Origin of the sequence: Brevibacterium sediminis (assembly GCF_013623905.1) — a bacterium.
In the GTDB taxonomy this organism is placed as follows: Bacteria; Actinomycetota; Actinomycetes; order Actinomycetales; family Brevibacteriaceae; genus Brevibacterium; species Brevibacterium sediminis.
Genome location: NZ_JABKDD010000001.1, coordinates 754,635 through 775,576 on the forward strand (window position 1 = coordinate 754,635; position 20,942 = coordinate 775,576).

The window sequence follows — 20,942 nt, forward strand, 5'->3', positions numbered from 1 at the left end:
TCATTCTCTTCCCAGATCGCGGTGACGCACGGCCACTGGGATCCCGGTCTGGGCCGACAGCAGTCGTCCGACCCTTTCGCTGATCGCCACGGAACGGTGTTTGCCGCCCGTGCAGCCGATGCCGATCATCGCGTAGCCGCGGCCCTCGTGCAGATATCCCTCGGCGACGGTGGACAGGGTTGCGGCATAGCGTTCGATGAATTCCTCGGCGCCGTTCTGCTCGAGGACGTAGGCCGCGACATCGGAGTCGAGTCCGTTGTGTCCGCGCAGATGGGGAATCCAGTACGGATTCGGCAGGAAGCGGACGTCGGCGACGTGGTCGGCGTCCTTGGGCAGGCCGTATTTGAAGCCGAAGCTCATCACCGTCAGCCGCAGCGGCGGGGTGTCGTCGTCGCTGAAGCGTTTGCGCACCTCCGCGGAGAGCTGGTGCACGTTGAGGTCGGAGGTGTCGACGATGATATCGGCGCGGTGTTTGAGGGACTCGAGTTCGGCACGTTCGGCTTCGATGCCGTCGAGCAGGGTCCCCTCCCCCTGCAGTGGGTGGGGCCGCCTGGTCGATTCGAAACGTCGGACGAGGACTTCGTCGGAGGCGTCGAGGAAGACGATGCGCAGGGACAGACCCTGATCGACGAAATCGCTGATCGTCTCCTGCAGTTCGGTGTACTTCGTCCGCCCTTTGGCGTCGATGACGATGGCGATCTTCGGCAGGGCGCCGTCGGCACGGGCGACGAGTTCGACGAGCGGACGCATCATCTGCGGCGGAAGGTTGTCGACGACATACCAGTCCATGTCTTCGAGCACATTGGCCACGGTGGTGCGGCCTGCTCCGGACATGCCGGTGACGAGCACAACCTCGATGGGGTGGTCGGATCCGTTCGATTCGGCCTGCACGCTCACTCGTCCTCCTCTGTCCGTGCCCGATCGGTCGGTGGGCACTGTACCTCTCGGCACTACTCTAGGGCAGAATCGCAGAGCTCAGTCGGCCAGAGCCGTGACGATCTTCGCGGCGAGGGAGGGACCGATTCCCTTGACCTCGCAGATCTCCTCGGCGGTGGCAGCACGGACCTTCTTCACAGATCCGAAATGGCGCAGCAGAGCGGTGCGCTTCGACTCTCCGAGACCCGGAATGTCGTCGAGCACGGAACTCGTCATCGCCTTCGCACGTTTCGACCGGTGATAGGTGATGGCGAAGCGGTGGGCCTCATCACGCAGGCGCTGCATGAGGAAGAGCCCTTCGGAGTTGCGTGGGAGGATGACCGGGAACGGATCGTCCGGTATCCAGATCTCTTCGAGCCGTTTGGCCAGACCGACGACGGAGATGTCGACGATGCCGAGATCCGTCAGTGCCCGCGTCGCTGCCGCAACCTGCGGGCCGGCACCGTCGACGACGAGGAGGCTGGGTCGATAGCCGAAGCGCTCATCGGGCTCCTCGGAGGTCATCTGTTCGAGGTAGCGGCTGAAGCGACGGGAGACGACGTCGTACATCGAAGCCGTGTCGTCGGCCGCGGCTTCACCGTGGATGGCGAAGTGTCGGTAGTCGCGCTTCTTCGCCATTCCGTCTTCGAACACGACGAGGGAGGCGACGACGTTCGAGCCCTGGGTATGGGAGATGTCGATGCATTCGATGCGCAGCGGTGCTTCCGGCAGGTCGAGGTGCTCCTGGATCTCCTTGAGAGCCTGGCTGCGGGTCGTCAGGTCGGACGAGCGTTTGAGCTTGTGCTGGATGAGCGCTTCCTTCGCGTTCTTCCCCACGGTCTCCAGGGCCGCCTTCTTCTCCCCGCGCTCGGGTACCCGCACGGTCACCCGCGAACCGCGCTGCTCGCTCAGCCAGGCCTCCAGGGATTCCAGATCCGCCGGCAGTGTGTCGACGAGGATCTCCTTCGGAATCGCATCGGCATCGAGTCCGGAGTAGGCCTGTCGCAGGTAGTCGGTGGTCAGTTCCGCGGGCGTGTGATCATCGGAGCGTTCGATGATCCAGCCGCGTTGGCCGCGGATACGACCCTGGCGCACGTGGAAGACCTGGACGGAGGCTTCGAGCTCCTCGGTGACGAGGGCGAAGATATCGCAGTCGGCGCTCACCGACAGGACGACGGCGGATTTGTCGAGGACCTTCTGCAGGGCGGAGATCTCGTCGCGCAGACCGGCCGCGCGTTCGTAGTCGAGTTCGGCCGCGGCTTTGGCCATCTCCTTCTGCCGGTGGCTGATGAACCGGCCGGTGTTTCCGGACATGAAGTCGGAGATGCTGCGGGCCAAGTCCTTGTGATCGTCCTTGCTGATCTGACCGACGCAGGGAGCGGCGCATTTGTCGATATATCCGAGCAGGCAGGGCCTGCCGCTGCGTTCGGCCCGCCGGTAGACCCCTGCTGTGCAGGTGCGCATCGGGAAGGCCTTGAGCAGCAGGTCGAGGGTGTCCTTGATCGCCCACACCTGAGCGAAGGGACCGAAGTACTTCACGCCCTTGCGTCGTTTTCCCCGGGTGATGAAGGCCCGAGGCACCTCGTCATTCATCGTGATCGCGAGGTAGGGGTAGGACTTGTCGTCGCGGAACATGACATTGAACCGCGGGTTGAACTCGTTGATCCACGTCCATTCGAGCTGCAGAGCTTCGACCTCGGTGTCGACGACGGTCCACTCCACCGAGTTCGCGGTGTGGACCATCGTCGAGGTGCGCGGGTGCAGCTGGGCAGGGTTGGCGAAGTACGAGTTGAGTCGGTTGCGGAGGTTCTTCGCCTTTCCGACATAGATCACCCGCCGGTCGGGGTCACGGAATTTGTAGACCCCGGCCGATGTGGGGATCGACCCGGTGGCCGGACGGTAGGTGGATGGATCAGGCATTCGGATCAGAACTTGAGCATCGGCTTGAGGAACCGTCCGGTGTGTGATTCGGCCACCTCGGCGACCTCTTCGGGAGTGCCCTGGGCGATGATCTGCCCACCGCCGCGGCCGCCCTCGGGTCCGAGGTCGATGATGTGATCGGCATTGCCGATGACGTCGAGGTTGTGTTCGATGACGATGACCGTATTGCCTTTGTCGACGAGTCCCTGGAGGACCATGAGCAGCTTCGAGATGTCCTCGAAGTGCAGACCGGTCGTCGGTTCGTCGAGCACGTAGACGGTGCGACCGCGGGAGCGCTTCTGCAGTTCGGCGGCGAGCTTGACACGCTGAGCCTCGCCGCCGGAGAGAGTCGTGGCCGGTTGGCCGAGTCGGACATAGCCGAGCCCCACCTCGACGAGGGTCTTGAGGTGTCGCGAGATCGCGGGAATCGCAGCGAAGAAGTCGTTGGCCTCCTCGATGGGCATGTCGAGGACCTCGGCGATGTTCTTGCCCTTGAACGTGACTTCCAGGGTCTCCCGGTTGTACCGGGCGCCCTGGCAGACCTCACAGGGGACGTAGACGTCGGGCAGGAAGTTCATCTCGATCTTGATCGTGCCGTCGCCGCTGCAGTTCTCGCAGCGTCCGCCCTTGACGTTGAAGGAGAACCGACCGGGCAGATAGCCCCGGACCTTCGCCGATTCGGTTTCGGCGAACAGCCGGCGCACATGGTCGAAGACGCCGGTGTAGGTCGCGGGATTCGACCGCGGGGTGCGACCGATCGGAGACTGGTCGACGTGGACGACCTTGTCGAGATTGTCCAGGCCGGTCACGCGCTTGTGCCGTCCCGGCACCCGGGAGGCGCCGTTGAGGACGTTGGCCATCTGTGTGTAGAGGATCTCGTTGACCAGAGTCGATTTGCCCGAACCGGACACGCCGGTGACGGCGGTGAGCACACCGAGGGGGAAGGACACCGTGACGTCGCGCAGGTTGTTCTCCACGGCCTTCTCGACGGTGACCATCCGGTCCTTGTCGACGGGGCGGCGGGTCGGCGGGATCTGGATCGCTCGTCGGCCGGAGAGATAGTCGCCGGTGATCGATCCTTCGGCATCCTTGAGGCCGGTGACGGGACCGGAGTAGACGACCTCGCCCCCGTGCTCGCCGGCACCGGGTCCGATATCGACGATCCAGTCGGCGGATTCGATGGTGTCTTCATCGTGTTCGACGACGATGAGGGTGTTGCCGAGATCCTTGAGCTTGTTGAGCGTTTCGATGAGTCGGCGGTTGTCGCGCTGATGCAGTCCGATCGAGGGCTCGTCGAGGACGTAGAGGACGCCGACGAGGCCGGAGCCGATCTGCGTGGCCAGGCGGATGCGCTGGGCCTCACCGCCGGAGAGCGTACCGGCGGCCCGGTTGAGGCTGAGGTAGTCGAGGCCGACGTCGAGGAGGAAACCGAGGCGGGCGTTGATCTCCTTCATCACCTGCGCCGCCACGGCGGCATCGCGGGAGCTCAGCTCGAGGGAGCCGAGGAAGGAAGCCGCTTCGTCGAGGGCGAGTTCGGAGACCTCGGCGATGGACCTGTCTCCGACCTTGACGGCGAGGATCTCCGGTTTGAGGCGCGTACCGTCACAGCTGGCACACGGGATCTCGCGCATATAGGACTCGTAGCGTTCCCGCGACCACTCGGATTCTGTTTCCTCGTGCTTGCGCTGAATGTATTGGTAGACGCCTTCGAAGCCCGTCGAGTACGTGCGTTCACGCCCGAAGCGGTTCTTGTACTTGACGTGGACCTTGTAGTCCTTGCCCGTCAGAATCGCGGTCTTCGCGGACTTCGGCAGCTTCTTCCACGGCGTCTTCATATCGAAGCCGAGTTCGTCGCCGAGGCCCTTGAGCAGACGGTTGAAGTACTTCGAGACCTGTTTGCCTCCCGACCAGGGGGCGATGGCCCCGGAGCCGAGGCTGAGGTCCTCGTCGGGGACGACGAGATCTTCGTCGACCTGCAGGCGGGTGCCGATGCCGTCGCAGGTGGGGCAGGCGCCGAAGGGCGAGTTGAAGGAGAACGAGCGGGGTTCGATCTCGTCGATCGTCAGCGGGTGCTCGTTCGGGCACGACATGTGCTCGGAGAAAGTGCGGGTCGTGCCTTCGTCGACGAGTTCGATGTCGATGCGTCCGTCGGCGAGCCCCAGGGCGGTCTCGACGGAGTCGGTCAGCCGCGGGCGCATTCCCGATTTGGCGACGAGGCGGTCGACGACCACGGAGATCGTGTGCTTGTACTGCTTCTCCAAGGTCGGCGGTTCGCTCAGGCTGATCTGCTCGCCGTCGACGATGGCCCTGGAGAAGCCCTTGGACTGCAGGTCGGTGAAGAGGTCGACGAATTCGCCCTTGCGGGACCGGACGACGGGAGCGAGGACGAGGAACTTCGTCCGCTCCTCGAGTTCGAGCAGCTGGTCGACGATCTGCTGCGGGGTCTGCTTCGTGATGACCTCACCGCAGACGGGACAGTGCGGGATGCCGATCCGCGCCCACAGCAGGCGGAGGAAGTCATAGACCTCGGTGATCGTGCCGACGGTCGAACGCGGATTGCGCGATGTCGACTTCTGGTCGATCGACACCGCTGGAGACAGCCCTTCGATGAAGTCGACGTCGGGTTTGTCCATCTGCCCGAGGAACATCCGTGCATAGGAGGACAGGGATTCGACGTAGCGTCGCTGCCCCTCGGCGAAGATCGTGTCGAAGGCCAGCGAGGATTTGCCGGAACCGGACAAGCCGGTGAACACGACCATCGAATCGCGCGGCAGCGCGATCTCGACGTTCTTGAGATTGTGTGCTCGCGCTCCCTTGACCCACAGGGTGTCGAGATGGGAGACGCCTGTCACTTGCTCACCGTTATTGGTTTTCATCACCTGACCACTGTATTACTCGGCACTGACATTGCTGTATTCGCAGCGGTTTCCGGCTCATCTGCCGATCTCCCCGACGGAGAGGATGCGCAGCACGATATCTCCGGATTCGTCGCTGGCGGCCACGTCCACCTCGGCGTCGATGGCCCAGTCCCTGTTGTCGTCGGGATCGGCGAGGATCTGTCGGACGCTCCATGTGTCTGAACCGGGGCTGATGTCGATATATTCCCGACCGCGGGCTTTCTGGTCGACGATGAGCTCCCCGTATTCGTCGTAGAAGTCCTCGATCGCGTCTTCCCAGGCCCGGGAGTCGAATCCGGATTCGGCGTCGAGGCGGCCGAGTTCCGTGTAGTTAGCACGTTCGGCCAGCAGCACTCGGTGGAACAGGGCATTGCGGACCTCTGCGGTGAACACCTTCGTATTCTCGGAGAATCGGCGGTCGAGTGCCGGCAGCTCGTCGGCGGCTTCGGTGGGGTCGAGTCCCTGCAGGGTCCGCCATTCGTCGAGCAGCGACGAATCCGTCCGGGCGATGGTCTCACCACACCATTCGATGATGGTCTCGAGTTCCTCGGTCCTGTTCTCCGCGGGGACGTTGTGGAGCAGTGCGCGGTAGACGTCGGTGAGGTAGCGCAGCAGGCTGCCCTCGGCCCGGGCGAGACCGTAGTAGCCGACGAACTGGGTGAAGCCCATGGCCTGCTCGAGCATGTCGCGGACGACGGATTTGGGTTCGAAGCCGCCTCGGTGCAGCCAGGGATGAGTCTCGACGAAGTGGTCGAAGGCCGGGTCGAGCATCTCGGCCAGGGGTGCGGGACTTTCGATCTCGTCGAGGATCGCCATTCGTTCGGCGTATTCGACGCCCTCGGCCTTGAGTTCAGCCAGGGTCTCTCCCTTGATCCGGTCGAGTTGGCCCTTCAGTATCTGGAACGGCACCGAGGTGGTCGCCTCGACGATGGATACGACGTCGAGGGCGTAGGTGTCGTCGTTATCGTCGAGAAGCTCCAGTGCGGCAAGCACGAAAGGAGCCAGGGGCTGGTTGAGCGCGAACTGGGGGCCGAGGTCCTGGGTGGCGATGAGTTCGCTGCCGCGGACCTCGATGAGTCCGGCGTCGATGAGGGAGCGTCCGATGCTGATCGCGGTGAGTTTGAGGTCGAGCCGGCGTTCCCTTGTCTCATGTGTCTTGTCGATGAAGTCGCTGATCGTCGACACATCGGAGCCGGGGCGGGCGACGAGGTTGAGGATCGTCGAATGGTCGATCTTCATCCGCGGCCGCAGGGTCTCGGATTCGCCTTCGATGAGTTTTGCGAAGGTCTCTTCGGACCAGCCGACGAAGCCGACCGGGGCGGCCTTCTTCTTGACCTTCTTCTTTTTCTTCTTGTCATCGTTGGCCGCTTTGGCATCCGCCTTGAGGTTGTCGATGACGTGTTCGGGGGCTTGGGCGATGACGTAGCCGCGGGTGTCGAATCCGGCGCGGCCGGCACGTCCGGCGAGCTGTTGGAACTCGCGGACGCTGAGTCGGCGCATCTTCCGCCCGTCGAACTTCGTCAGTCCGGTCAGCAGCACGGAGCGGATGGGCACATTGATGCCCACACCGAGGGTGTCGGTGCCGGAGATGACGAGCAGCAGTCCCTTCAGCGCGAGCTGTTCGATGAGGCGGCGGTACTTCGGCAGCATTCCGGCGTGGTGGACGCCGACGCCGTGCAGCAGCAGTTTGCGCAGACTGGTCCCGAATCCCTTGCCGAAGGTGAAGCCCTTGATGGCTGCGGCGATGGCGGCCTTCTGTTCCTTGGAGGCAAGGTCGACCGAGAGCAGGTTGGTGGCGAGGTCGATGGCACCGTTCTGAGAGTAGGAGACGACGTAGACCGGGGCCTTGTCGTTGCGGACGAGTCCGCGGAGAGTGTCCGAGAGCGTCTCCGTCGAATATTCGTAGTCGAGCGGGACCGGCCGGGTCGCCGAGGTGACCACGGAGGAGTCGCGTCCGGTCGTCTCCGTCATCGTCCGTCGGATGTCGGTGGTGTCGCCCAAGGTGGCGGACATGAGGACGAACTGGGTCTGCGGCATCTCGAGGAGGGGCACCTGCCAGGCCCAACCGCGGGAGGGGTCGGCGACGTAGTGGAATTCGTCCATGACGACCATTCCTGCGTCGAGCATTCCGCCTTCGCGCAGCGCCTGGTTGGCCAGGATCTCCGCCGTGGCGCAGATGACGGGCGCCTCCGGGTTGACGGTGGAGTCGCCGGTGATCATCCCGACGTTCTCGGCGCCGAAAGCGTCGATGAGGGAGAAGAACTTCTCGCTCACCAGGGCCTTGAGCGGGGCCGTGTAGTACGACCGGATCCCGCGGGTGAAGGACTGGTAGAGAGCGAACAGAGCGACGAGTGACTTCCCCGAGCCGGTCGGGGTCGCCATGATCGTATTGTCTCCGGCGAGGATCGTGAGGAACGCCTCGTCCTGAGCCGGGTAAGGCTCGACACCGATCTCTCGGCAGTATTCGCCGAAGGACTCGTAGATCGTGTCGTCGTCAGCGAATTCCGCTGGGATCTCCTGCAATCTGGCCACGCTGATGCACAGACCTTTCCGATTAGACTGATTCCATCCTATTGCTCGACACCGAGGAGTCACATATGCCGGTCTTCGCCGTCACCTACCACTATGGTCCCGCTACGGACACGCGGATGGAACACCGCCCTGCGCATCGCCGCTGGCAGGCGGAGCTGAATGAGGCCGGGACGATCCTCGCCTCCGGTCCCCTGGACAACGATCCGCAGCCGGGAGGGCTGCTGATCCTCAACGCTGCCGACCGTGCGGAGGTCGAAGGCCACCTCGCCGCCGATCCCTATGCCTCGCTCGGTGTCATCGAGTCGACGGACATCCGCGAATGGACTCCCGTGTTCGGCCCCTTCGCCCAGGGCTGAGCGTCGCACTGCCGGTCCGGTTCTGCCCTGACCGGGAAGACACGAGCGGGGTCCGTCTCGAGAGATCGAGACGGACCCCGCTCGTTCTGTGCCGACACCGAGGCGGTGTCAGCGCGACCGGGTCCGATCGGCTCAGGCCTCTTCGGATTCGTTCGAGCTGACGTCCTTGAAGGAGATGCCGTCCTTCTTCATCTTCACGAGTGAGGCGACGGTGGCCACCACCATGGCGAGGACGATGACGGTCAGGGACAGCCACGTCGGCACCTCGGGGATCGAGTGACCCCACGAGAGGAACTCCCAATCGCTCGAATGCAGAGCGTGGATGATGAGCTTGACGCCGATGAAGCCGAGGATCGCGGCGATTCCGTAGTGGAGGTAGACGAGCTTGTCGACGAGTCCCCCGAGCAGGAAGTACAGCTGACGCAATCCCATGAGAGCGAACACGTTCGCGGTGAACACGAGGAACGCATTCTGAGTGACGCCGAAGATCGCGGGAATCGAGTCGAGCGCGAACATCACATCGGTCGAGCCGATGGCGATGAACACGATGAACATCGGGGTCCAGTACTTCTTGTTGTCGTCGAGGGTCACCCGCAGCTTGTTGCCGTGGTATTCGTCGACGACGTTGATCCGCTTGCGCAGGAACCGGATGAGACCGTTTTCGCCGTCGCCGTCGTCTTCGGAGCTGAAGGCCTGCCGGTAGGCGACGATGAGGAGGAAGATGCCGAAGATGAAGAAGACCTCGACGAAGGCGCTGATGATCGCCGCACCCGCGAGGATGAAGATGCCGCGGAAGATGATGGCGATGATGATGCCGACCATGAGCACTTCCTGCTGGTACTTCCGCGGTACCGAAAAGCTGCCCATGATGATGATGAAGACGAACAGGTTGTCGATGCTCAACGAGTACTCGAGCAGCCAGCCGGTGAGGAACTCGCTGCCGTGCTGGGCATCGCCGATGGCGAAGAGCGCGCCGGCGAAGACCAGAGCCAGGGCGACGTAGAAGGCGACCCAGATGCTCGCTTCCCGCATCGACGGGGTGTGTGGTCGCTTGACGACCAGCAGGAGGTCGAAGACGAGGATCGCAACGACGATGATTCCCGAGGTGATCATGAACCAGACGGGAATCGGAGATTCGCTCGCAGCAGCGGCGTTGCCGCCGGCCGCGAGCGTGGAGGACAGAATATCCATGGATGCCTTTCGTGGTGAACAGGATGTATCCAGGTCGAAAGTCTCTCCCACGCGGTGATGCTGCGTGCGCTCCGCGGCCGGACCCCTTGTGGGGTCGTGGTGACGACCGCGGATGGACGGGATACTCCCTTTCGCCAGCACACCAGTATAAACACGCGAGCATCACTCGCGCGTCACCGGTGCGGATCAGGCGTGCCCGGCCTCCTTCATCTGGCGCAGCTCCTGCTTGAGGTCGGCGAGCTCGTCGCGCAGTCGTGCGGCGAGTTCGAACTGCAGCTCCGCGGCGGCCGAATGCATCTGCGAGGTCAGCGATTCGATGAGTTCGGTGAGGTCGGCCGCCGGCGGGCGCAGCGAACCGGGTTTGCCGGCGGCTTCCCTCTGTTCGTCGGTCAGGGTCGAGTTGTAGCCGCGCTTGCCCTTGCCGTAGTCGAATTCGGTGAGCAGCTCTCGAGTGTCCTCGTCCTCACGCTGCAGTCGTTCGGTGATGTCGGCGATCCGCTTGACCAGCGGGGCAGGATCGATTCCGTGCTCTTCGTTGTAGGCGATCTGGATGGCGCGCCTGCGGTCGGTCTCGTCGATGGCGGTGCGCATCGAATCCGTGATCGTATCGGCGTACATGTGCACCTGGCCGTTGAGGTTACGTGCGGCACGACCGATCGTCTGGATGAGCGATGTCGACGACCGGAGGAAGCCTTCCTTGTCGGCATCGAGGATCGCCACCAGCGAGACCTCGGGAAGGTCGAGACCCTCACGCAGGAGGTTGATGCCGACCAGCACATCGAATTCGCCCGCACGCAGCTCTGTGAGCAGCTCCACACGTCGCAGAGTGTCGACATCGGAATGGAGGTACTGGACCCGGATATCGTGTTCGAGCAGGTAGTCGGTGAGATCTTCGGCCATCTTCTTCGTCAGCGTCGTCACGAGCACACGTTCGTTCGCGTCGACTCGGGTCTTGATCTCGTCGAGGAGATCATCGATCTGCCCCTTCGTCGGCTTGACCTTGATCTCGGGGTCGACGAGTCCGGTGGGGCGGATGATCTGCTGGACGTACCCGTTGGCGTTGCCGAGTTCGAAGTTGCCGGGTGTGGCCGACAGATACACGCTCTGTCCCACGCGCTCCCGGAACTCGTCGAACTTCAGCGGCCGGTTGTCCATGGCACTGGGCAGGCGGAATCCGTGTTCGACGAGGGTGCGCTTGCGCGACATATCGCCTTCGTACATTCCGCCGATCTGCGGGACCGTGACATGGGACTCGTCGATGACGAGCAGGAAGTCCTCGGGGAAGTAGTCGAGCAGGCAGTTCGGTGCCGAACCGGGATCGCGGCCGTCGATGTGCCGGGAGTAGTTCTCGATGCCGGAGGTGAAGCCCATCGACTCCATCATCTCGAGGTCATAGGTCGTGCGCATCTTCAGCCGTTGGGCTTCCAGCAGCTTGTTCTGCGATTCGAACTCGCTCAGCCGCTTCTGCAGTTCGTCCTCGATGCCGCTGATCGCGGTGGCCATCCGGTTCTCACCGGCGACGTAGTGGCTGGCCGGGAACACGTGGATGGTGTCCTCGTCGCGCACGATCTCGCCCGTCAGCGGGTGGAGGGTCTGCAGCGATTCGATCTCGTCGCCGAAGAATTCGATCCGCAGCGCGAGCTCCTCGTACTGCGGGATGATCTCGACGGTGTCTCCGCGCACGCGGAAGGTCCCGCGGGTGAAAGCCATGTCATTGCGGGCGTACTGCATCGACACGAAGCGTTTGAGCAGTTCGTCCCGATCGCATTCGTCGCCCTTGTGAAGGGTGACCATCCGATCGACGTATTCCTCAGGAGTGCCGAGACCGTAGATGCACGACACCGTCGAGACCACGACGACGTCGCGTCTGGTCAGCAGCGAGTTCGTGGCCGAGTGCCGGAGACGTTCGACTTCGTCATTGATCGAGGAGTCCTTCTCGATGAACGTGTCAGTCTGCGGCACATAGGCTTCCGGCTGGTAGTAGTCGTAGTAGGAGACGAAGTACTCGACCGCGTTGTTGGGCAGCAGCTGTCGGAACTCGTTCGCCAGCTGCGCGGCGAGAGTCTTGTTCGGCGCCATGATCAGGGTCGGTCTCTGCACCTGCTCGATGAGCCATGCCGTCGTCGCCGACTTGCCTGTGCCGGTGGCACCGAGGAGGACGATGTCCCGCTCACCCGCGTCGAGCCGGTCGGAGATCTCTCGGATCGCCGTCGGCTGGTCACCGGAGGGAGAGTACTCGGAGACGACCTCGAACGGCGCCACCTCGCGGGTGACGTCGGGGCGGTGGCCGATCGCTGGCAGGGGGCGTTCTGAGCTCATAGTCCAACCCTAGCCCCCGCCCCTGAGATTGGGCAGACCGGAGTCGGAACGGCAGCCTCGGCGAATTGCCTGCCGACATGTGTCAGCGTGTCAGTCGAAGCTGTCGGGCACCAGTCGGCGGCGCATCTGCAGGAAGTACGGTTCCTTCGATTCCGCATATGTTCGCATCATCTGCCCGTTCGTCCCGCCCGCAGCCTTGGCTTCGGCCAAACGGTCTCTCTTCAACTCGAGGTAACGGTCCCGCTCCCCCGTGTCCGCGATCAGCAGGTCACGGAACGCGCGCGCGAAGCGCACACCGACCGAGTCCGCGGTGCGCACATGCAGATTGACGGCGCGGCCCGGGTCCGTGTTCGCGTGGAACCATTTCCCTTCGGTCGACTCTTCGCCGAGGTGGTCGCTCATCTCGGCTCCCGGGTAACCGAGTTCGGCCAGTCGGGGTGCCAGCTCCCTGGCGGCGGTGAGATCGGGGACGAGGAGCTGCAGATCGATGACGTCCTTGGCGGGCAGTCCCGGCACAGAGGTGGAGCCGATATGTTCGATGGCGAACTCCTCGCCCGTGCCGTGTCGCAGCTTCCTGATCGCTCTCTGCGCGTCACCGATCCAGTCGGCATGCGCGGGATCGACGAGTTCGAGGGCTGCCTTCGGTGCCCGCTGCCCGGACGCGAGATTGGCGGAGAAGGGCCGGATCCGCGATTCGATGAGCCGGGCGACCGCGGCCTTCGTCTCTTCGACGGGACCGGAGTTGTCGATGATGACATCGCAGGCTGCTCGGCGGGTGTCGTCATCGGCTTGGCGGGAGATCCGTGCGGCGGCATCGTCGCGGTCCATTCCACGGGAGTCCATGAGCCGCTGCAGGCGCACTTCGGCGGGCACGTCGACGAGGAGATTGAGGTGGTAGGCCGGTGTCATGTCGTTCTCGACGAGCAGCGGGACGTCGTGGACGACGATCTCGGCGTCGGCGTACATGGCGAAGTGTTCGGCGGTGCGGTCGCGGATCGCCGGATGCATGAGGCCGTTGAGCCGTGCTGTGTGCTCGGAATCGACGAAGGCTGCCGCGGCCAGTGCCGGCCGGTCGAGCGAACCGTCGGAGTGCAGCACCTGCGGCCCGAAGGCCTCGGCCAGCTTCTCGAGCAGCGGCTGTCCGGGTTCAACGACTTCGCGGGCGATCCTGTCGGCGTCGACGAGCACTGCCCCGTGTTCGACGAGCATTGCGGACACAGTTGACTTTCCGGCGCCGATTCCGCCGGTGAGACCAATTCTCAGCATGGGATCATCCTACTGATCCAGTCGGTAGACCCGCACTCCCTCATCGGCGAAGATCGGATCTCCGACGGCGGCATCGAGGAAGGCCGCATACTCTCCCTCACCGCCCGGCAGGAGCGGAGCTTCGGGGGCGAGGACGATGAAGTCGACCCCGGTCTCCCTCAGTTCGGCGATCGCCGAGACGACTTCCGGGCTGTCCGCGCCCGGCATGGGCTCGCCGTCGAAGACGGAGCCGTGCAGGAGTTCGTCGAGGGCATCTTCGGGGGCGGAATAGGTCACCGGCGATTCCGGGCTCGAACCGATGAAGTAGCCGCCGGTCTCGTGGTAGCGGAATCCGCTGACCGACTGCCACACCATGGCTTCGTCGGCGTGGGGCTCGGCCCATGCCAGGGGGCGGGGGAAGGTCTTGACGACGGATCCGGCGGGGATCACCTCGGCGATGGAGTGCTCGTAGAACTCCGGAACTGTCACCTCATGGGCGGTCTGCGGAGCGGGGAGGATGGCCACGGCGGCGAGGACGAACAGGATGAGGAGGGCGCGGGCGCGAAGCAGCTTCCGGTGGCTCAGCGCCCACTGGAGGCCGATTCCGAGCACGGCGAAGAGCGCGATCGTCGAGTGGAGGACGAGCCGCATGGGCAGGATGTTGTTGAGTACGGGGATGGCTTCGATGAGCGCGAACGGACCGGTCTCGAGGGCGATCCGGCCGCCGAGGAGGATCGGTGACCCGAGTGCCAGCAGGCCGACGAGGATGCCGGTTGCCGCGGCGATGCGCACCGGCACCGCGTGTGCGGACCGGTGGGCGAGGCCGAGAACGATGAGCACAGCCGCCGCCAGAGCTGGTGCGCCGACGTAGGCGCCGAGTTCGGCGGGGTCGATCTCCATGATTCGGGGCAGAGGAGACACTCCGGAACTCAGCCAGGCCGGGGCTGCGGGCAGGATCGGATCGAGCAGGTCGGTGTTCCATACTCCGTGTGGGCGGATGGCGCCCTGTGGGGCGTTCGGTCCGGACATGGTCACCAGCAGCGGGATCGCACACAGCACGGCGATACAGCCGGCGACTGCGGAACCGAGACCGAGGGCGACCCATGACCGGGCGCGGTAGAGGCGGCGTCCGAAGACGGCGAGGCTGGCCAGGAAGCAGAGTGCGGCGAGGAAGGTTCCGGCCAGAACTTCGGTGGAGACGTAGAACTGGAAGCCGAGGAGGAGCCCGAACCCTCCTCCGAGCAGCCACAGGCGACGGCTGCGCAGCAGAGAACGGCCGGGATCCACCTGTGTCGCGCGGCCGAGGTCGAGGAGAGCGAGGATCGCCCAGGCGGTCAGGGGCGGGGTGACGATATAGGCGAGGTTCGGGTGGCCGCCGAGCTGGGCGATGACATAGCTGGAGAAGCCGACTCCGGCAGCGGCGATGAAAGCGGGCGGGCGGTCGAGGAAGCGGCGGAAGAGCACAGCTGTGGCCAGGCTGCCGAGCACCGGGAAGGCGAGGATGAGGAGGTTGTAGCTCACGATGGGGCCGGCCACCCACGTCACAGGAGCGAGCAGGATCGCAAACCCTGCGAGCGAGGTGTTCCAGGCTCCGTTGACTCCCCCGCCGAGGGCGTTCATCGATTCCGTGTACAGCAGGCCGCCGGTTGCCCCCGGTCCGAATCCGAGGATGTCTGCGAGAACCTGCGCGCCGTGCCCGAGCCACCAGATGAAGAGTGAGGTGTCGTCGTTGGAGGCGACGACGCTGCCGCCGGGGTCCGCGGCGACGGAGCCGAAGACGATCAGGCTGCCGACACAGAGGATGAGGGTGTACCACAGCCACGGGCGCAGGCATGCCCGAGCCGTGGGAGCATACAGAAAGGGCTCCCGGCCTTCCGACCGGGAGCCCTTCTGGTGGCTGCTATCAGCTGCCTGCAAGCTTCTCACGCAGGGCTGCAAGAGCTTCGTCGCTGGCCAGGGTGCCCTCGTCGCTCGCCTCTTCGGAGGAGAACGATCCGGTGGCCGGAGCGGCTTCGGCAGATCCGACGGCATCGGCTGCGGAGGCCTCGGCATCCGCTGCGATGGCCTTGGCGACCTGCTTCTTGTGCTCTTCCCAGCGTTCCTGAGCTGCGGCGTACTGCTGCTCCCAGGTCTCGCGCTGAGCTTCGTAGCCCTCGACCCATTCGTTGGTCTCGGGGTCGAAGCCCTCGGGGTACTTGTAGTTGCCGTCCTCGTCGTACTCCTGCGGCATGCCGTACAGAGCGGGGTCGAGGAACTCTTCGGCCTCGGGGTCGACGCCTTCGTTCGCCTGCTTCAGCGACAGCGAGATGCGGCGGCGTTCCAGGTCGATGTCGATGACCTTGACGTAGATGGTCTCGTCGACCGAAACGACCTGCTCGGGCAGATCCACGTGGCGCACGGCCAGCTCGGAGATGTGGACGAGGCCTTCGATGCCGTCTTCGACGCGCACGAACGCACCGAACGGAACGAGCTTGGTGACCTTGCCCGGCACGATCTGTCCGATGACGTGCGTGCGAGCGAAGTGCTGCCAAGGATCTTCCTGGGTGGCCTTGAGCGACAGCGAAACGCGCTCACGGTCCATGTCGACGTCGAGAACCTCGACGGTGACTTCGTCGCCCACGGTGACGACCTCACCCGGGTGATCGATGTGCTTCCAGGACAGTTCGGAGACGTGGACGAGTCCGTCGACACCACCGAGGTCGACGAACGCACCGAAGTTGACGATGGAGGACACGACACCAGGACGGACCTGGCCCTTCTGCAGTGTCTGCAGGAAGTCGTGGCGGACGGCCGACTGGGTCTGCTCGAGCCAGGCACGGCGCGACAGGACCACGTTGTTGCGGTTCTTGTCGAGCTCGATGATCTTGGCTTCGACCTGCTGGCCGATGTAGGGGGCGAGGTCGCGGACGCGGCGCATCTCGACGAGGGACGCGGGCAGGAAGCCGCGCAGTCCGATGTCGACGATCAGACCGCCCTTGACAACCTCGATGACGGTGCCGGTGACAACGCCGTCGTCTTCCTTGATCTTCTCGATGTCGCCCCAGGCACGCTCGTACTGAGCGCGCTTCTTCGACAGCATGAGACGACCCTCTTTGTCTTCCTTCTGAAGAACGAGGGCTTCGATTTCGTCCCCGACCTCGACGACTTCGCCGGGATCGACATCGTGCTTGATGGAAAGCTCACGTGCGAGGATGACGCCTTCCGTCTTGTATCCGATGTCGACGAGGACTTCGTCACGGTCGACCTTGACGACTTCGCCCTCAACGATGTCGCCATCGTTGAAGTACTTGATGGTCTCATCGACGGCGGCGAGGAAATCCTCAGCGGTTCCGATGTCGTTGACAGCGACCTGCTTCGGCTGCACCGATTCCGGCGTGGTGGTGGTCATATAGGTAGGGACTCCGATGGAATATTGGTCCAGATCCGGTACCCTGGCGACAGGTCGTGTAAGTTGCCGCAAGAACCGAATCCGGTCTCGATTGCGAATTTGGACTTGTATGCACAGGCGCATACGGTTGTCAATGCTAGCACCTTTTCGGGTGTGAATGCACGCCGAAGAGACGAATCATCACCACCTGGGGCCACGGAGGAACCATGAGCGAAGGAACTGACGGAGCCGAGGTCATCAGCGGTGGCTATCTCCCGATCGACGAAGAGGCTTCCGTCCGGGCCAATCGCAGCTATTGGGACAACTCGGCCGAGGAGTATCTCGCCGAACACGGCACGTTTCTCGGGGCTTCGGATTTCATCTGGTGTCCGGAGGGAATTCACGAATCCGATGTGCGCCTCCTCGGCGATGTCGCCCGGAAGCAGGTTCTCGAGGTCGGCTGCGGTGCCGGTCAGTGCTCCCGGTGGCTGGCCGAGCAGGGCGCGATCACCACAGGTGTCGACGTCTCCGCCGGAATGCTCGAGCAGGCCTCGCGTCTGCAGCGCGAACATCCCCTGAGCGCCGAGGCGACTCCCCCGACGTTCCTCCTCGCCGATGCCCGACAGCTGCCGTTCGCATCGAACAGCTTCGATCGCGCGTTCTCCTCCTACGGCGCCCTGCCCTTCGTCAAGGACGCCGAGGTCGTCTTCGCCGAGGTGGCGCGAGTGCTGCGCAACGGCGGACAGTGGGTCTTCTCAACGACTCACCCGATGCGGTGGATGTTCCCCGATGTTCCGGGTGAGGCCGGCCTGACGGTTGAGTACTCGTACTTCGATCGCACTCCGTACGTCGAGCTGTCCTCGGACGGTCAGCCGGTCTACGCCGAGCATCACCGGACGATGAGCGATTGGGTCCGTCTCCTCGTCGAAGCCGGCTTCACGCTCGATTCGGTGACCGAACCCGAATGGCCCGAGGAGAATCGGACCGCTTGGGGCGGCTGGTCACCGCTGCGCGGTGCGCTCATGCCCGGTACCGCGATCTTCTCCACCACCCTGACCAAGGACTGACGGGGCCGGAACGGGGACGATCCTCAGCCGAGGACTGTGAAGTCCTCGGCCAGTCCCCCGCGCCCGGTCAGCCCGGCGAGCACTGAACTTCCTTTCCCGCTCTGCATCGCCAGCCCCGCTGCGATCGCCAATGCTTCCCGGAGCGCGGCCTCCGGAACAAGTGGTTCGGCACCGAGTGTCGATGCGATGTCGATGCCGTGGACGACGAGCTCGAAGGTCCGTGTGAGCCTCCCCCGAGGCGACGCCGCGTTCGCGGACGACATCATCGACTCCCGGCTGGGGCAGGACCGCGCAACTCACCCGTCGCGCTCTCGTTCAAGCGCTAGCGCGGATGTCGTGTGGTACACGGCGCGAAAACTGCGGGGACGCTTGAACGAGCGTGGGCGAGACCGTTTTCTGCGCTTGCGCTTGAACGAGTTCGACTGGACAGCGGGCAGCAGCTCAGTGGGCGGCGGCGTGCCAGGAGCGTCCGGTGCCGACGTTGACGTCCAGAGGCACATCGAGTTCGAACGCCGACCCCATCTCCTCCGTGACGATCGTCTTCACCTCATCGATCTCGTCCGGACGGACGTCGACGATGATCTCGTCATGGACCTGCAGCAGCATCGGCGAGCGGAGACCGTCCAGACGGGCGGCCACCTTGAGCATGGCGATCTTCATGATGTCGGCTGCCGATCCCTGGATCGGAGCGTTGAGTGCGGCGCGTTCGGCCATGTCCCGCAGCTGCCGACGGTCGCTGTGCAGCGCCGGCAGATAACGACGACGGCCCATGATGGTCTCCGTGAATCCCTTGGCGCGAGCCTGCTCGACGATGTCGTCGAGATAGTCCTTGACTGCACCGAAGCGTTCGAAGTACTGGTCCATCAGCCCCTTGGCTTCATCGACGCCGATCGCAAGCTGCCGGGAGAGGCCGTAGGCGGAGAGCCCGTACACCAGCCCGTAGGACATGGCCTTGACCTTCGAGCGCATCTCGGAGTCAACCTCGTCGATGCCGACTCCGAAGACCTTCGAGCCGACATAGGAGTGGAGATCCTCGCCGTCCTTGAACGCCTGGATGAGCGCGGCATCGCCGGACAGATGAGCCATGATCCGCATTTCGATCTGCGAGTAGTCGGCGGTGAGCAGAGTCCCCTCAGCCACCTCGGGGTCGGCGATGAAGATGTCTCGGATGCGGCGGCCTGATTCGGTCCGCACCGGAATGTTCTGCAGGTTCGGGTCCAGGGACGAAAGCCGTCCGGTGGCGGCCACGGTCTGCTGGTAGGTGGTGTGGATGCGGCCGTCGTCGGCAACAGTCTTGAGCAGTCCGACGACGGTCTGCTTGAGCTTCGTCGAATCCCGGTAGGCCAGCAGGTGTTGGAGGAAGGGGTGTTCGGTCTTGACGAACAGTTCGGCCAGGGCGTCGGCATCGGTCGTATAGCCGGTCTTCGTCCGTTTGGTCTTGGGCATATCGAGTTCGTCGAAGAGCACGGTCTGCAGCTGTTTGGGAGAACCGAGGTTCACCTCGTGGCCGATCGCGTCATAGGCCTCTCCTGCGCTGGCTTCGGCCTGTTTCGTGAATTCGTCGATGAGGTTCGACAGTTCGGTCTCGTCGACGGCGATCCCGGTCGCTTCCATGCGCGCGAGCACGGGCACGAGCGGCAGTTCGATCTCGCGGTAGACCTGCGTCATGTTCGCGTCTTCGACGGCCTTCGCGAGCACCTCGTGGACCTCGAGCAGGGCGGCGGCGCGTTGGCCGTGCGTGGTCACCGCGGCATCGGAGTCGAGGTCGAGGGCGAGCTGTCCGGAATCAGCCTCGGGTTCGCTGAGATCGATTCCCGCGCGGTCGGCGGCGATCTGACCGAGTTCGTAGGACCGGGCATCGGGAACGAGGAGGTAGGCAGCCAGGGCCGTGTCCCCGGCGATATCCGTCACGGACAGTCCCATCGACTCCCACGCTTTGATCTGCAGCTTCGAGCTGTGGAGGATGAGCGAATGCCCGCCCAGGGCGGAACCGAGCGCGCCGACGGCCTTCTGCCCCGCCTCGGCGAGGTCGACGACCCAGGCCTGGCCGGGTTCGGCGGAGACCGCCAGGGTCCGTGCCTGACCGTGGCCGAGTTCGAAGGAGGCGTCGGAATCAAGCGCCAGCACATCGTGGTCGGCGATCTTCGTCAGCAGAGTGTCGATGTCGACGGTCTCGATGTTCGTCTCGCGTGTCGGTGCCGGTTCGGACTCGGCTCCGGCCTCGGGGAAGATCGCGGCCAGACGCTTGCCGAGGGCCTGGAACTCGAGTTGGTCGAACAGGCTCGACAGCTCGGCCGGGTCGCCTTCGCCCCAGGCCAGGTCGTCGAACTCCAGTCCCAAGTCGACGTCGTCGAGGAGGCGGTTGAGTCGGTAGTTCCGCTCCACCTCGCTGATATGGTCGCGCAGCTTCTCACCGACCTTGCCGCCGATCTTGTCGGCGTTGTCCAACACCCCGGGCAGATCGCCGTGTGCGGTGAGCCATTTCGCGGCGGTCTTGTCACCGACTCCGGGCACACCGGGCAGATTGTCGGCCTTCTCACCGACGAGCGCGGCCAGCCCCCGGTAGTTCGCGGGGCTCACCCCGTACTTCTCCTCGACCGCGGCCGGCGTCATCCGGTTGAGATCGCTGACTCCACGTTTCGGGTAGAGGATCGTCACCCGGTCGGAGGCGAGCTGGAACGAATCTTTGTCTCCGCTCATCACCTCGACGAACGAGCCGGCATCCGTGCCCATCTTCGCCATCGTGGCCAGAGCGTCATCGGCCTCGAAGCCCTCCTTCGTCACCACCCGGATGCCCATCGCCGTGACGATGTCCTTGATGAGGTCGATCTGCGGGTGGAACTCGGGTGGAGTCTTCGCCCGTCCGGCCTTGTAGTCGGGGTATTCCTCGAGGCGGAACGTCTGGCGTCCGAGGTCGAAGGCCACGGCCACGTGGCTGGGCTCTTCGTCGCGGAGGACGTTGATGAGCATGGAGATGAAGCCGTAGATGGCGTTCGTCGTCTGGCCGGTGCTGGTGGAGAAGTTCTCGACCGGCAGGGCGTGGAATGCCCGGTAGGCCAGGGAGTGTCCGTCGATGAGCAGGAGGGATTCGTTTGAGTGACTCACATGGCATAGCCTAGCGTTCGAAGCTGAC

13 protein-coding genes are annotated in these 20,942 nt (G+C 64.2%); 2 read left to right on the plus strand and 11 right to left on the minus strand.

Annotation, left to right across the window (positions count from 1 at the left end):
• The 4 genes from rapZ to HK108_RS03570 form a co-directional block, all read right to left on the minus strand.
• Positions 1 to 891 (minus strand): RNase adapter RapZ, encoded by an 891-nt coding sequence (gene rapZ / locus HK108_RS03555; protein ID WP_373284074.1) that lies wholly within the window; start codon positions 889 to 891, stop codon positions 1 to 3.
• Between the two features lie 84 nt (positions 892 to 975).
• Positions 976 to 2,835, minus strand: a complete 1,860-nt coding sequence (gene uvrC, locus HK108_RS03560) for an excinuclease ABC subunit UvrC (protein ID WP_139908081.1) — start codon at positions 2,833 to 2,835, stop codon at positions 976 to 978.
• 5 nt (positions 2,836 to 2,840) lie between these two features.
• On the minus strand, positions 2,841 to 5,711 hold the full coding sequence (uvrA, locus tag HK108_RS03565; RefSeq protein ID WP_139467441.1) for an excinuclease ABC subunit UvrA: 2,871 nt from the start codon (positions 5,709 to 5,711) through the stop codon (positions 2,841 to 2,843).
• A 57-nt stretch (positions 5,712 to 5,768) separates the two neighbouring features.
• Positions 5,769 to 8,264, minus strand: coding sequence for a DEAD/DEAH box helicase (locus HK108_RS03570; RefSeq protein WP_181270528.1), 2,496 nt, complete (start codon positions 8,262 to 8,264; stop codon positions 5,769 to 5,771).
• 65 nt (positions 8,265 to 8,329) lie between these two features.
• On the opposite strand from HK108_RS03570, the gene HK108_RS03575 reads away from it, so the two are divergent.
• Positions 8,330 to 8,620: a YciI family protein gene (locus HK108_RS03575; protein WP_181270529.1), complete on the plus strand. Its 291-nt coding sequence runs from the start codon at positions 8,330 to 8,332 to the stop codon at positions 8,618 to 8,620.
• 132 nt (positions 8,621 to 8,752) lie between these two features.
• On the opposite strand, the gene HK108_RS03580 is transcribed toward HK108_RS03575, so the two are convergent.
• From HK108_RS03580 to rpsA, 5 genes are all read right to left on the minus strand, one after another.
• Positions 8,753 to 9,811, minus strand: coding sequence for a TerC/Alx family metal homeostasis membrane protein (locus HK108_RS03580; protein ID WP_139908084.1), 1,059 nt, complete (start codon positions 9,809 to 9,811; stop codon positions 8,753 to 8,755).
• Between the two features lie 186 nt (positions 9,812 to 9,997).
• Positions 9,998 to 12,130, minus strand: a complete 2,133-nt coding sequence (gene uvrB / locus HK108_RS03585; RefSeq protein WP_229663933.1) for an excinuclease ABC subunit UvrB — start codon at positions 12,128 to 12,130, stop codon at positions 9,998 to 10,000.
• 90 nt (positions 12,131 to 12,220) lie between these two features.
• Entirely contained in the window at positions 12,221 to 13,396 is a 1,176-nt protein-coding gene (gene coaE / locus HK108_RS03590) for a dephospho-CoA kinase (protein WP_181270530.1), read from the minus strand.
• 9 nt (positions 13,397 to 13,405) lie between these two features.
• Positions 13,406 to 15,301, minus strand: a complete 1,896-nt coding sequence (locus tag HK108_RS03595) for a hypothetical protein (RefSeq protein ID WP_229663934.1) — start codon at positions 15,299 to 15,301, stop codon at positions 13,406 to 13,408.
• On the minus strand, positions 15,279 to 16,763 hold the full coding sequence (gene rpsA, locus HK108_RS03600) for a 30S ribosomal protein S1 (protein WP_139467300.1): 1,485 nt from the start codon (positions 16,761 to 16,763) through the stop codon (positions 15,279 to 15,281). Before rpsA ends, HK108_RS03595 begins: the two co-directional genes overlap by 23 nt.
• Before the next feature lie 206 nt (positions 16,764 to 16,969).
• Here rpsA and HK108_RS03605 point away from each other — a divergent pair, with 206 nt between their 5' ends.
• Positions 16,970 to 17,809, plus strand: a complete 840-nt coding sequence (locus HK108_RS03605; RefSeq protein ID WP_139467301.1) for a class I SAM-dependent methyltransferase — start codon at positions 16,970 to 16,972, stop codon at positions 17,807 to 17,809.
• Positions 17,810 to 17,832: 23 nt separating this feature from the next.
• Here the strand turns inward: HK108_RS03605 and HK108_RS03610 are convergent, their stop codons facing one another.
• A complete protein-coding gene (locus HK108_RS03610; protein WP_181270531.1) occupies positions 17,833 to 18,072 on the minus strand; it encodes a DinB family protein in 240 nt (79 codons plus the stop codon).
• A gap of 178 nt (positions 18,073 to 18,250) precedes the next feature.
• Positions 18,251 to 20,914 carry a DNA polymerase I gene (polA, locus tag HK108_RS03615; RefSeq protein ID WP_181270532.1) on the minus strand — a complete coding sequence of 888 codons (2,664 nt, stop codon included), beginning with the start codon at positions 20,912 to 20,914 and terminating at the stop codon, positions 18,251 to 18,253.
• Positions 20,915 to 20,942 lie beyond the last annotated feature (28 nt).

Excerpts from the sequence above, each read along its gene's own strand:
- rpsA (WP_139467300.1), bottom strand. The coding sequence starts at position 16,763 with ATGACCACCACCACGCCGGAATCGGTGCAGCCGAAGCAGGTCGCTGTC.
- uvrC (WP_139908081.1), bottom strand. The coding sequence starts at position 2,835 with ATGCCTGATCCATCCACCTACCGTCCGGCCACCGGGTCGATCCCCACA.
- uvrB (WP_229663933.1), bottom strand. The coding sequence starts at position 12,130 with ATGAGCTCAGAACGCCCCCTGCCAGCGATCGGCCACCGCCCCGACGTC.
- coaE (WP_181270530.1), bottom strand. The coding sequence starts at position 13,396 with ATGCTGAGAATTGGTCTCACCGGCGGAATCGGCGCCGGAAAGTCAACT.
- HK108_RS03575 (WP_181270529.1), top strand. The coding sequence starts at position 8,330 with ATGCCGGTCTTCGCCGTCACCTACCACTATGGTCCCGCTACGGACACG.
- HK108_RS03605 (WP_139467301.1), top strand. The coding sequence starts at position 16,970 with ATGAGCGAAGGAACTGACGGAGCCGAGGTCATCAGCGGTGGCTATCTC.
- uvrA (WP_139467441.1), bottom strand. The coding sequence starts at position 5,711 with ATGAAAACCAATAACGGTGAGCAAGTGACAGGCGTCTCCCATCTCGAC.
- HK108_RS03610 (WP_181270531.1), bottom strand. The coding sequence starts at position 18,072 with ATGTCGTCCGCGAACGCGGCGTCGCCTCGGGGGAGGCTCACACGGACC.
- HK108_RS03580 (WP_139908084.1), bottom strand. The coding sequence starts at position 9,811 with ATGGATATTCTGTCCTCCACGCTCGCGGCCGGCGGCAACGCCGCTGCT.